This is a genomic window from Planktothrix rubescens CCAP 1459/22, assembly GCA_904830895.1.
In the GTDB taxonomy this organism is placed as follows: domain Bacteria; phylum Cyanobacteriota; class Cyanobacteriia; order Cyanobacteriales; family Microcoleaceae; genus Planktothrix; species Planktothrix agardhii.
Map to the genome: position 1 here is coordinate 781,998 of LR882958.1, position 13,003 is coordinate 795,000.

Consider the following 13,003-nt stretch of genomic DNA (forward strand, 5'->3'; position numbering starts at 1 on the left):
GGAATTTAATCATTAAATAGGATTTTAGCTGCTTCTTTGATTCTAACAATCGGTTCAACAGAACGGGAAAGATTTGGTAAAATAATTAAGGTTTGATCGGGAAATTGATCAGTTACTAATTCCTGTCCTATTTCAAAGCGATTCTGCACAATATAGCGTTGATTAATACCCTTTTCTATTAAAGATTCCGTTAACCTTTTTGCTTCTGCTACAATCGCAACTTGTCCTTGAATCACACCAATAAATTCAGTATAATTAGGATCTTGCAGTTTTTTCTGAGCTTTAACAACCCGTTGACGTAAATTCCTTAAACGTCCCATAAATTCAGTTCTTCCTAACACATTCTGATATTTAATCCACAGTTTAAAAATCCACGCTAACCATTCACTCATCGCCGTTGGCATTTCTAAAAATCGTAATAAATGACCCGTAGGAGCCGTATCTAAAATAATTAAATCCAGTTCATGACTTTCTAATAAATCCATCACTTCTACTAAGGATAACATTTCATCAATTCCAGGTAAGGATTGGGAAACAATTCGCCGCCAAGCCTCCGGGCCATAAGCTAATTTAAGCATAGCATTAGGATCATCTTTTTCGCCACTCATCATTTCTGCCAGTTCCCAAAGATAGTCTTCTCTAAACTGATTTAAAACCTGATCAGCGTCTATTTCTTGACCGAATAAATTAGGAGTAATTGCCATAGCTTCATGGCTTAATTTTAACCCAAAAGCATCTCCTAAAGAATGGGCTGGATCAATAGAAACCATCTGAATTTTTTTCTCAGAATAACGCCTAGCTATTTCCCAACCTATAGCAGCGGCAACAGTTGTTTTACCCACACCACCTTTGCCACCAACAATAATTAATCGTCTATTTTCTTCGATAAAATCACTCAATTTGGCTTGGGAGGTAGAAAATTCTAAGGGTTGAGAAGGAATAAAAGTTTGCTCCTCTAAATCTGCCGATATTATTAAAGGTTGAAGTTGGGAAAATAGGGTTTCTAAGGCTATAGTTCCCAAGGGTTCTGTTGAAAGTTCGGGAATCGTAAAAATAGGATGATTTTCCGCAATATTCTGAAATTGTTTAAGAAGTTTCTGCTGTTCTTGATACCGATCTAAATTTTGATTTTGGGAAACAATATGATTAATTAATAAACCCCCAACGGGAATATTTAAACCTTGGAGAGCCTCTAAAAAACGTTGGGTTTCTAACCAACTCATGGGTTCAGGAATAGCTACCACAAAACAAGCGGTTTTTTCTTGATCTTGAAGTCGAGATCTTCCAGAAGCTAGTTCTTCCTGCATTTCTTCTAAAAAAACATCCGCTTGATCTGATTGATAACGTCCGGTAAAAGATTGACTAATGGTGCGGTGTTTTTCTTGAAATAGGGTTAAAGATGCTAATAAACTATCCAAAAAATCCATTAATTCTAAGAGGTTTAACGCATGACCACTGGGAGCCATATCGACCACTACTCGATCCACAACTTGGTCATGAAATAACCGTTGAATTTCTAATAATCCCATTAATTCATCAATTCCCGGCCAGTCTAAATCCCAAACCGGGGTTAAATCTTCCCCTTCGACAAAACTACCCCGTTCTACTAATAATTCTAAAACCGCACCATAGCGAGTTTTAAACGCTGTTAATAAGGTTTCTGATTCTATAGCTCTAACTTTTAAATTAGGGAAATTTTTAATAAATTCAGCTTCATCAGTCACGGGAATTTGTAAGACATCCCCCAAGGAATGGGCGGGATCAGTAGAAATCAGTAAAATTTGTTCATTGGGAAACTGTTTCGCCCAATTGAGGGCAAACCCACAGGAAAGGGTGGTCTTTCCCACACCCCCTTTTCCACTCAATAAAGCTAGACTAAGAGTATTAGAATTAAACATCAAATTTATGATAAATTAACCAGAATTTGCTATATTGATATTGTAGCACTCTACCAAAAGTCCCAAACCCATCGACCTAAAAAGATTTAAGCCTTGAAACCCTTGGAATAGAATGGAGTAGTTGATTTTAAATCTTCAGCCCTTGTGTCAGTTGCCAAAGTGTTATACCCCTTGCAGAAAGTCCCGCCCCCGATCTCCCATAACAACAGGTTGAAGGGTTGACTAGACAGACCAGACACTTGAGACTCCCCCAACCATCTTAGCAGAAAGTCCCGCCCCCGATCTCCCATAACAACAGGTTGAAGGGTTGACTAGACAGACCAGACACTTGAGACTCCCCCAACCATCTTAATCTCAAACCCTTTGGAATCAACTGAGAATTAAACTGTCATACCAATCTAGCATAAAGCCGTCGTGGATTTTAGATAATTAAAGAGTCACCAGCAAATTTCAACCCCAGGGAACAGACTGAATCAATCGGTCAGTCTAAATATGAAGTTAATATTCATTATACCCTGCCTTTCCCTAGATTAAGCCATCAATCACTAACTTAGAAATCAATTAGGAGCTAAATACTATGTTGACCAATCCTAGAAAAAAATACACTTTGATCCTGTTATTATCCTTAGCGGGTGTACTCAATGCTGGCTCCGGTTTTGCCAGCCCAGAAGGGATAAGTTCTAGTCCTTTGAAAGTTGAACCCTTGAGTCATGGGTCAATACAGTATAGCCCCAATCATAAATCCATCTTGACTCACCCAGAACAAAGACGCACTTCTGAATGTTACGACAATGGTTTATGTTATAGAACCGAACGGGTCACACTAGAATAGGTAGGGCTTTGGGTTATGATGGGGAGTTAAGGTTAAACAGCCGATATCAAGATCAAGCGTCGGATGATCACCCCATCAAGGAGATTCATAAAAATGGCACTTTACCCCGTAAACGATACGATCAGTCATAATCATCAGCAAGTTCATACCTTAGCCAGAGCAATAACGAAAATGCAAGGCAGTTTTTCGTTATTGCTGTTGCGATGTAATTATGAAAGTTTGCGGGAAAAAATGGTCGCCGAACTCAAACAAGAATGTTCCCTGACTTTTACAGAATTTAAGTTAGCTCCTGGGAGTCAAACCCTATATGGTTCAATTAAAGCCGAACTACTAGAGCCTAATTATCCCTCGGTTTTAATGGTTTATGGTTTAGAATCCGTTGTGGCGATTGATGAAGTTTTGCATTCGGCTAATTTAGTTAGGGAAGCCTTTCGTAATTTTCCCTTTCCTTTAGTTTTATGGATTAATGATAAATTATGGAAAAAACTCAATCGTAATGCTCCTGATTTTACCAGTTGGGCAACAACCTATGAATTTTTACTCAGTTCTGATGAATTAATTGAATTTTTAGAGGAAAAAGTTTCATCCGTTTTTACAACGGTTTTAGAAGCAGGTTCAGAACGATTTTTACCCACAACTAATATTTTAGGCCCAGAATCAGGAACCGAACTACAAGCGGCTTATCAAGAACTGAAAAGTCGAGAAATTCCCATTGATCCGGTTTTGGAAGCTAAGTTAAAATGGGTTTATGGTCGCTATTTTTATGTTAATCAACAGGTGACTCTGGCGTTACAGCAATATCAACAAGCTTTAAGATTTTGGCAACAACAATCACCAACAGACTCAGAAATCCTCGGTGTTAATGGAATTTCAACTGGTTTTAAAGATGCTTCTAATCCTCTATTATGGGAAGGATTAATATTATTTCATATTGGTTTATGTTGGTGTTATTTAGCCGAACAACATCGTCATCGCAATGGTGATCGGGAATGGAAACAAGCCTGTGTTTTTCTTCAGCAGTCTATAGAAAAGTTTGAAACTGCTCAACGTCAAGATTTAGTTGCCAAGTTTCTAAATAAAATTGGAGAAGTTTTTATTCATTTAAGTGATTGGAAAAGTCTCCGAGAACTAGCCTTAAAAGGTCGCAAATTACATCAGAAATTGGGGAATAGTTTCCTGATTCCACTAGCCCAGGATTATGGATTTTTAGCCAATGTTGCTTTACAGGATCAGGATTGGCAAAATGCTAAAGAATTAGCTAATGTTGCCCTAGAAACTCTGATTTTAGTAGCAAAGGAAAATCCTGATAATCCCTGGATTGACCAATTAGAAAGTTTTTTCCTCTATGTGTTAGCCCAGGCTTTAGAAAAGCAGGGATTAAAAAAGGAAGCAATTCAAAAATTAGAACAGGCAGCAGAGACAATTAAAAAGACGCTTTTAACCGTCAATTTAATTTGGTTATATCTGCAAATTTTGAAGATGCTAAACCGCCTTTATTTTGGATTGAAAGATTATCAAGAAGCCTTTAAAATCAAGGAAGAATATCGCAATCAATCGAGTGCTTATGGGTATAATGCCTTTGTGGGAGCCGGACGATTACAACCTCGTAAACAAGCTCTGACTTCTACCTTAAATCCTAGTGAAATTACCGCCAATTTTACCGATGAAATTACCGCTTCAGGACGGGAAGAAGCGATTAAACATCTGTTACAAAGAATGGCTAGTAGTCATCATAAATTAACGGTGATTTATGGTCAATCTGGGGTAGGAAAAAGCTCAATTTTAGGAGCCGGATTAGTTCCAGCTTTGCAGCAAAAAATTATTGATGCGCGGATTAGCTTTCCTATTGTTATTAAAACATATAATTGTTTTATCATTGAGTTAGAACAAAAACTTATCGCGGATTTAGATGGATTGCACGGATTTCACGGATTATCTGTGCAATCTGCGGAGTCTGTTCAAATCGGGGTTACAAATTTAGATGGTGATTCGTATCCAGAACTCACCGAAGAACCAGAAAATCAAGATTATACTGAGAATTTAATTAGAGTAATTGAACAACTTAAAGAAAATGCTAGACAAAATTTATTGACGGTTTTAATTTTTGATCAATTTGAAGAATTATTTTTTGTTCAGTCTATTAGATTACAAAGGCTATTTTTTGAGTTTTTACAAGATGCCTTAAATTTACCATTTGTAAAAATCGTTATTTCCTTGCGAGAAGATTATTTGCACTATTTACTAGAAGGAACTCGCCAGGTTGATTTAGAAGCTATTAATAATGATATTTTAAATAAAGATATTATATTTTATTTAGGAAATTTTAGTCAAAAAGAAGCCAATAACGTTATTAAGAGTTTAACTGATCGCGCCCATTTTTATTTAGAAGATACCTTGATTCAAGCCTTGGTTCAAGATTTAGCAGGAGAAGCGGGAGAAGTTCGTCCTATTGAATTGCAAGTGGTGGGGACTCAACTACAAGCCGAAAATATTACTACTTTAGAAAGCTATCAAAAACAAGGCCCAAAACAAAAGTTAGTCGAACGGTTTTTAGAAGAAGTAATACGAGATTGTGGCCCAGAAAACGACGCCACGGCTCGTGTGGTTTTATATGCGTTAACCGATGAAAATGATACCCGCCCTTTAAAAACCCGCATGGAATTAGCCGAGGAGTTGAAACAAAAACTACATCGAGAGCAGGTTTTAGGCCCGTTAGATATTATCCTTTATATTTTAGAAAAGTCTGGATTAGTCTATCGAGATATTGGGGCTACGGTCGAATTTTATCAATTAGTACATGATTATTTGGCGGGATTTATTCGCCGACAAAATAGAAACGAACAAGAAGAAGTTATCACAAAATTGCAACAGGAAAAAGCCCAACTGATTCAAGAAAAAGAAATAGGCCAAAAACTCTCAGAAGAACAGGAAAAACGCCACCAAGCCGAAGCCAAAAATCGTCGTTTAGAACGATTAATGGGATTGATTGTAGGGGCGGTTGTAATTAGTTTTGCTGCTACCTTTTATATGAATGGTCAGAATGAAGTTAAAGCTAGAGTTCAAGCCTTAACTTCTGCTAAAAATGCCCTTTTATTAGCGGATCAACAAGATCAATTAGGAGTATTAAAAACCACCGTGCAGATTGGTCAAAATACCTTAAAAACCAAAGCTCCAGAGGAGACAAAAACAGAAATTTCCCAGGGATTAATGCAGATGATTTCTGGGATTCAAGAAAAAAATCGATTAGAAGGGCATACGGGAAGCATTTTAGGCGTTAGTTTTAGTCCCGATGGTCAGCAGATTGCCACGGCTAGTCTTGATCAGACCCTAAAAATTTGGAGCATTCAGGGTAAGTTATTAACTGAACCTTCCCAATTTCCCCATGAAAGTCCGATTACCAGGGTTCGTTATAGTCCCGATGGCAACATCATTGCCACCGCTACAGCAAGTATCAATAACACAGGTCAAAATCAAGTCTTATTATGGACAACAACGGGAACTCCCCTTCCGCAGAGTCCCATGAGACATCTAGCCGTGATTAATAGTATTAGTTTTAGTCCCGATGGCAAGAAAATAGTTACTTCTAGTAATGATAAAACAATTAAGTTATGGGCTTTAGACGGAACATTAATTCAGGAATTTAAAGGTCATGCGGATCGAATTTTTGATGCAGAATTAAGTCCCGATGGTCAAATAATTGCCAGTTGTAGTAAAGATGGAGAAATTAAAATTTGGTCGCTTGATGGTCAATTAATTCGCACAATTAAAGCCCATAATCAACCCGTTTATGATCTCGATTTTAGTCCTGATGGTAAACAAATTGTTTCCGCCAGTGGCGATCGCACCCTCAAACGTTGGGATACGGAAACAGGTAAGGAAATTAACACCCCGATTAAGGGTCATAACGATGATATTTTAACGGTCAATTTTAGTCCCGATGGTCAATTTTTACTCAGTGGTAGTCGCGATCGCACCGTCAAACTCTGGAATTTAAACGGGGTATTACTCAAAACCTTTACCGGACATCGAGATAGTATTTGGGGTGTTGAATTTAGTCCCGATGGTCAAACCCTGGTATCCGTCAGTGCCGATACAACCGCCCGCATCTGGGATCGGAGTCGAGATCCCTTAAATACGACCTTACAGGGTCATACAGAAGGGGTGTTGAGTGTGAGTTTTAGTCCCGATGGTCAAACTTTAGCCAGTGCGAGTGAAGATAAAACCGTGAAATTATGGGTCGCCACCAAACCTCTGCAATATACTTCACAGCCTGCTTCGATTTTGCCACATCCCCGTAAAGTCAACTGGGTGAGTTTCAGTCCGAATGGTCAAGAAATTGCCACCGCCAGTGAGGATAAAATAGTGCGACTCTGGACAAAAAAAGGTCAGTTGTTGCAAGCACTTTCCGGTCATGCTCAAGCAATTAAGGCTGTGACATTTAGCCCCGACGGTCAAACTTTAGCCAGTGCAAGTGAAGACAAAACCGTTAAACTTTGGAACAAACAAGGAAAATTGATCGCTACTTTGCTTCATCAAGATGCTGTTTGGGATGTCCGTTTTAGTCCCGATGGTAATACTTTGGCCACATCTGCGAGTTTTTTGGAAAGTCCTATCAAGCTTCCCAGTAACGCTATTACCCTCTGGACAAAAAAAGGTAAACAATGGCAACCAACCTTAGAATTACCCGCGAAAAATTCTGTCGCGACTTTGGCTTTTTTGGGCAATTCTCAACAAATCGCCGTCGCTGAAGGTGATATGGTCAGGCTTTGGAATCTTCAAGGAAAAAAACCACTCGCCTCCTGTCCTCTGGGACATAATGCTCAGGTACAAAGTTTAAGTTATGATTCCCAAGGAGCAATTTTAGCAACGGCCAGTGATGATAAAAAAGTCAGGCTATGGCAAATTAATGACGGTCTTTGGGACACATCGGCCTGTGATCAGGTTCAACCTTTAATTGTTTTACAACAGAATGATTTTGTGAATAGTATTAGTTTTAGTCCGGGAAATACTGGAATTCTAGCTATAGGCAAGGATAATGGCACCACGATTCTCTGGAGTTTAGAGAATTTAGACTTAAAAACTCAGATGCGAAAAAGTTGTAACTGGCTTTATGACTATTTCACCACCAACCCAACCCAATTACAGGGACACGATCAGGATTTATGCGATTCAGTAATCAGTAATCAGTAATCAGTTATTTCCAAATGTTAATAACATTAAACGGGCTGGATCAAGGCACACATACCAAGGAAAGGGCTGATCTTTAATGGCGTTCCACTTTTCCTTAAAAACCTCCGCCTGTACATGGTAATCCTGGGAACTAGCGGGGGTAGCATTGAATTTGAGAAACAAGGTAGTATGGTGTGGAGTTTCGCTAGTAGCAGCTAACCAGCAGGGATAAGTATTATCGCCCACCGTATCGGGAAAATCAGAATTTGTGGTGATCTTGATTTGGTGCGCGCGGATGCCAATATTGGTTAGAGAATTAGGAATTGCTTCGAGGACTTGTAAGGTCACGTCCCAATCCGTAGCAGTCACAGAATTAGCCCCCTGTATTACCGCCCGGGAGAAGTTTTTGCAGCCTGTAAGTTGAGCCACCCGAACGGTTTGGGGATGTTCAAAGATTTGATCCTTTGTCCCAGAAGCGATCGCCAGACCCCCAGACATGACCATTAAGTTCTCACACAATCGGTAAGCCTCCTCTAAGTTGTGGGTGACAAACAAGGTAATGCCCCGATATGAGGTAAGAGTGGCGAGGAGTTGTTGCTCCATTTGGCTACGGAGATGGGTATCAAGGGCGGAGAATGGCTCATCAAGCAGAAGTAATTCCGGCTCTATTGCCAAAGCCCTAGCTAGAGCTACCCGTTGTTGTTGTCCCCCCGAAATTTGGTGAGGGAAGCGATCGCCCAGTCCCTCTAGTTCCATAATGGTAAGCTGTTGAGTCACTTGTTGTTGGCGGAGGAGTTTAGGCAGGTGATCTAATCCAAAGGCAATATTTTGGGCTATGGTCAGGTGGGGAAACAGGGCATAGTTTTGAAACACCAAGCTCACCCGCCGTTGATGGCAGGGCAGGTTAATCTGCTGATCAGCATCAAACAGAGTCCGTCCATTCAAGACAATCCGCCCCCTAGTCGGCGTTTCCACTCCCGCCAGACAGCGCAGGGTCATACTTTTTCCCGAACCCGAACCCCCAAGAATCCCCAAAGTTTCCTGCCCGGCAGTGAAAGCCACCTTCAGTTTGAAGTTAGCTAATTGTTTTTCAATATCAACCAGTAAACAGTGATTATCAGTTATCAGTGTAGAGACGCGCCATGGCACTTCTCTACCAGTTATCAGTTGCTTATTATTTTTAGCCTGACTGTTTGTTAACTTTCCCCCCTTTGCTGCGGTGAAATTGACTGTCATCAGGCCGGAGAGGGAGAGGGACATAATGGCGATCGTCCACAGCCATGCTTCCCGGAAATCCCCAGCTTCAACGGCAAAGTAGATGGCCATGGGCATGGTTTGAGTTTGACCGGGAATATTGCCAGCCAGCATCAGGGTAGCTCCAAATTCCCCCAAAGCCCTAGCAAAAGACAGGGTTATCCCCGCTACCAGTCCAGGAGTCGCTAAGGGTAAGAGAATTTGCAGCAAAACCCGGACTTCGGAAGCCCCCAAGGTGCGGGCGACTTGTAGCAAACTACTATCGATTTGCTCAAAGGCTCCCAAGGTGGTTTTGTACATGAGGGGAAATGAAACTACCGTGGCGGTGATGACAGCGGCATACCAAGTGAAGACAATCGAGAAGTTTCCCCAAGACAGGAATTGACCGAGAAAGCCATTTTTACCAAATAGTAGTAACAGCAGAAATCCCACCACTGTAGGTGGCAAAATCAAGGGGGCAATCAGAAGCCCTTCCATCAGGGATTTCCACCGTCCTCGATAGCCCAACATCCCGTAGGCTGCGGCTGTTCCAAGAAAGAAAGTAGCGATCGTCGCTAGTCCCGCCGTTTTCAAGGAAATCCACAGGGGCGATAAATCGGTAGTCATAAGCGTTTAGATCTGCATCAATCTTTAGTTGGCAATGCCAAAACCGTATTTTTTGAACACATCTTGGGCGGGGTTACTGGTTAAAAATTGGATGTAAGTTTTGGCAGATTCCTGATTCTGGCTGGCTTTAATTACAGCGATCGGATAGATGATCGGAGAATGTAAATCCTTGGCGGCAGTGGCGACTTGTTTCACCTGCTTAGAGATTTTGGCATCGGTGAGGTAGACAATTCCCGCATCGGCATTGCCACTTTCTACGGCGCTTAAAACATTACGAACTGAGTTGCCATAGACAAATTTGGGGCGCAATTCTTCTATAATTCCTAACTTAGTAAAAACTTCTTCGGCATATTTCCCCGCCGGCACACTTCGGGGTTCCCCCATGGCAATTTTTCCTACATTAGAGTCGGTTAATTGTTCAAAACTGATGAGATTTAAGCTAGAGTTATTCGGCACAATTAAAACTAAACTGTTAGTTAAAAGTTGCCTCCGAGTATCGGTGAGAATGAAATCTTTTTTCTGAAGATTATCCATCTGTTGAGCGGCGGCGGAAATGATAACATCCACCGGTGCGCCCTGCTCAATTTGTTGTTGTAAAAGCCCAGATGCGGCGAAGTTATATTTTAATTCCACCTCGGAATTGGCGGACTTAAATAGGGGATTAATTTCTTCTATGGCATTTTGTAAACTAGCAGCAGCAGCAGTTAATAAGGTAGTAGTTTGGGATGTGACGGCTGGGGTGATAGTTTTGGTCGCTTGCGGAGGAGTGGCAGAAGGAGAACAGGCTCCTACAGACAATAAGACGGCAAAAACTAAGCCGATTAAAAAATATAAAATACGTTTAGGCATGGCTATTAATTTTATCTGTTTAATTATTAATAAAAAAAATAGGTGAAGGTTGACTCTTAACTGACACCCCGCACCTATCTTTTAACTTTAAACTTCTATATAGCAGATGAAGCAGTAGAACCAATAATCTCCTGAAATTGAATCATATCCTTATGGGGATCAACATGACTTACCTTCACTTCAAACTGTTCTCCAACTTCTACAGAACGACTAAATCGCATCGGTAACTCTAAAGCTAACTCCTCTAAAAAGACTAACCCTAAATCTTCCCGCAGCCATCGCAACATTGTGGCTTGCCAAATTTCATCGCTATTCCGGCGCAAAAACTCCAAACTCCAATAACGATTCGTTTCCCGTTCTACTTTGGACGCTTCCTTCACCGCCGGCCCTAAACTCATCACAATAGCCTGCATATCTTCTATAGAAAAAGGTGAGGCTTCACCTCGCAGATGGGCTTTAATTTGAAAATGAGCTAATAAATCACTATAACGACGAATCGGCGATGTCACCTGGGTATAAGTCTCTAAAGCCAAACTCGCATGGCGCGAAGGAGTCAAACCCACCTCACTACGAGGCATATAACGCCGCATAGTACAAGCTCTCACCGCCCCTGGTGGTAGCTGCATCAATTCCTCCTCCGGTGGTAATTCCGGTTGGGGTTGACTCCGATAAGGCAACGGTAAATTATGGGTTTGACCATAACGAGCCGCCACTTCTCCAGTTAAAATCATCATTTCCGCCACCATTTGGCGAGACGGAGAATCCTCTACAACCGTAATACTTATTTCTTCCCCGTTCACCTTAATCACCGACTCGGGCATATAAATACTAATTGCCCCGTTCGCATTTCGCCATTCCTTACGGCGTTTAGCCCACAGCGACAAAGCATCAATTTCCGGTTCCCCTTGGATGCCAATTTGCAACATCTCATCCACATCATCATAAGTGAGGCGATAGGTCGGTTTAATATTACTGACATGAATACTATAATCCTTTACCCCACCCGTTTCATCCAAAATCACACCAAAACTCAAAGCACAACAGACTTGGCCTTGAATTAGACTCATCGGCCCAGTTGCCAATTCCGAGGGGAACATCGGAACCATTCCGGTCGGGAGATAAACTGTTGTTGTCCGGCGGCGGGCTTCTAAGTCTAGTTCATCTCCAGGAGAAAGCAAACGAGTTGGATCAGCAATATGAATCCAAATCCGTCTTCGTCCATCCTCCAAAACCTCTAAACTCAAACCATCATCAATCTCACGGGTACTCTCATCATCAATCGTATAGACCTTAAGATGAGTTAGATCTAGGCGATCAGAATCCGGATCGGGCGGGGGAGAATCTAAGCAACGTCGAGCCACTTCAAGCACTTGAGTTGAGAATTGGGTGGGAATTTGACTCCGACGTAGGGATAGGTTTTCATGCAGACCCCATATCCCTAAGTCTACTAACAACTGCAACGCAGCTTGGGGTGTTTGAGAACGTTCCAAGGTTGCCAAAGTTTCTAAAGCAGGTGCGACATGGGAGGCATCTTCTCCATGCAGCGCCAAACGCTCTAACGCATCCAAACGGGTGCGATCACTATTTCGCCATTCTACCACGACCCCCGCTAGTCTATTTTGCACTCGCAACCAATATTCTTGAACGTCCCGTTGCTTCTGTTGTTCAACGTCCTGTTGATGTTTGATTTCAGCCACCTGTCCAGGAGAGCGAGGTTCGTAGCGTTCACCCTTCTGTTTGAAGTAGAGTTTATCATTTGATAACAAGACATAACTGGCATAACACTGAGGCGGACTCTGCTCAGAAAACAAAAGCAGAGCCATTTCTTTCGGGTCTACGGTTTCTCCTTGCTCCACTAAAATTTCCCAAGCCACCTCCAAACTTGACGGATCAAGATAAGGCTGCAATTCTTTAGTAAAAGCCCGGATATCCACAGGTTTGTATGTAGCCCCCGTTACCTCATAAGCAATTTGCCGCGGGTGAATTGTATGAGCTAGGAGGTTTTCATCAATAACGACCCAGTGTTTTTTTCCTTCAGGTCGATCCATCACGGCAAGACGACGCTCCCCGTGTAATCTAAGCTCAATCAGAGTACCCTTTTCCACAGATAAAATTAGCCTTCCTTATTGACGAAAGGCAACATTGCTAGGATTCTAGCCCGTTTGATAGCTTGGGTCAGATCTCGCTGCTGTTTGCAGGTAAGTCCAGTAATCCGACGAGGCAGGATTTTACCCCGTTCTGTAACAAATTTCCGTAACAGTTCGATATCTTTATAATCGATGGGAGTTCCGGGTTTGATCGGAGAAACTTGGCGACGGAAGTAGGTCATGCTGAAATCGATCCTCTATGAATTTTTAAAGTAGATTTAAGTAGATTTAAGAATTACCATCAGTGT

The 13,003-nt window shown here is 41.5% G+C and carries 7 protein-coding genes; 2 read left to right on the forward strand and 5 right to left on the reverse strand.

The genetic code is table 11. The annotated features are described in order from the left end of the window. Window positions 1-5: 5 nt before the first annotated feature. Window positions 6-1,898, reverse strand: coding sequence for an ArsA family ATPase (locus NMG86_RS03830; RefSeq protein ID WP_174236017.1), 1,893 nt, complete (start codon window positions 1,896-1,898; stop codon window positions 6-8). A 577-nt stretch (window positions 1,899-2,475) separates the two neighbouring features. Here NMG86_RS03830 and NMG86_RS03835 point away from each other — a divergent pair. Together NMG86_RS03835 and NMG86_RS03840 are read left to right on the forward strand one after the other, a co-directional pair. Then, window positions 2,476-2,730: a hypothetical protein gene (locus tag NMG86_RS03835; RefSeq protein WP_042156392.1), complete on the forward strand. Its 255-nt coding sequence runs from the start codon at window positions 2,476-2,478 to the stop codon at window positions 2,728-2,730. A 93-nt stretch (window positions 2,731-2,823) separates the two neighbouring features. Further along, window positions 2,824-7,920 (forward strand): nSTAND1 domain-containing NTPase, encoded by a 5,097-nt coding sequence (locus NMG86_RS03840; RefSeq protein ID WP_026797050.1) that lies wholly within the window; start codon window positions 2,824-2,826, stop codon window positions 7,918-7,920. Here NMG86_RS03840 and modB read toward each other — a convergent pair whose 3' ends face one another. The 4 genes from modB to rpsR form a co-directional block, all read right to left on the reverse strand. After that, entirely contained in the window at window positions 7,921-9,759 is a 1,839-nt protein-coding gene (gene modB, locus NMG86_RS03845) for a molybdate ABC transporter permease subunit (RefSeq protein WP_026797051.1), read from the reverse strand. It abuts the gene before it with no gap. Window positions 9,760-9,783: 24 nt separating this feature from the next. Continuing rightward, window positions 9,784-10,608 (reverse strand): molybdate ABC transporter substrate-binding protein, encoded by an 825-nt coding sequence (gene modA / locus NMG86_RS03850; protein ID WP_026797052.1) that lies wholly within the window; start codon window positions 10,606-10,608, stop codon window positions 9,784-9,786. A gap of 95 nt (window positions 10,609-10,703) precedes the next feature. Further along, window positions 10,704-12,713 (reverse strand): ribonuclease catalytic domain-containing protein, encoded by a 2,010-nt coding sequence (locus NMG86_RS03855; protein WP_026797053.1) that lies wholly within the window; start codon window positions 12,711-12,713, stop codon window positions 10,704-10,706. A gap of 8 nt (window positions 12,714-12,721) precedes the next feature. Further along, on the reverse strand, window positions 12,722-12,937 hold the full coding sequence (gene rpsR, locus NMG86_RS03860; RefSeq protein ID WP_026788747.1) for a 30S ribosomal protein S18: 216 nt from the start codon (window positions 12,935-12,937) through the stop codon (window positions 12,722-12,724). Window positions 12,938-13,003 lie beyond the last annotated feature (66 nt).

What these genes read in the sequence shown, in the direction of transcription:
- NMG86_RS03830 (WP_174236017.1), bottom strand. Translation starts at nt 1,898, where the DNA reads ATGTTTAATTCTAATACTCTTAGTCTAGCTTTATTGAGTGGAAAAGGG.
- modA (WP_026797052.1), bottom strand. Translation starts at nt 10,608, where the DNA reads ATGCCTAAACGTATTTTATATTTTTTAATCGGCTTAGTTTTTGCCGTC.
- rpsR (WP_026788747.1), bottom strand. Translation starts at nt 12,937, where the DNA reads ATGACCTACTTCCGTCGCCAAGTTTCTCCGATCAAACCCGGAACTCCC.
- NMG86_RS03840 (WP_026797050.1), top strand. Translation starts at nt 2,824, where the DNA reads ATGGCACTTTACCCCGTAAACGATACGATCAGTCATAATCATCAGCAA.
- NMG86_RS03835 (WP_042156392.1), top strand. Translation starts at nt 2,476, where the DNA reads ATGTTGACCAATCCTAGAAAAAAATACACTTTGATCCTGTTATTATCC.
- modB (WP_026797051.1), bottom strand. Translation starts at nt 9,759, where the DNA reads ATGACTACCGATTTATCGCCCCTGTGGATTTCCTTGAAAACGGCGGGA.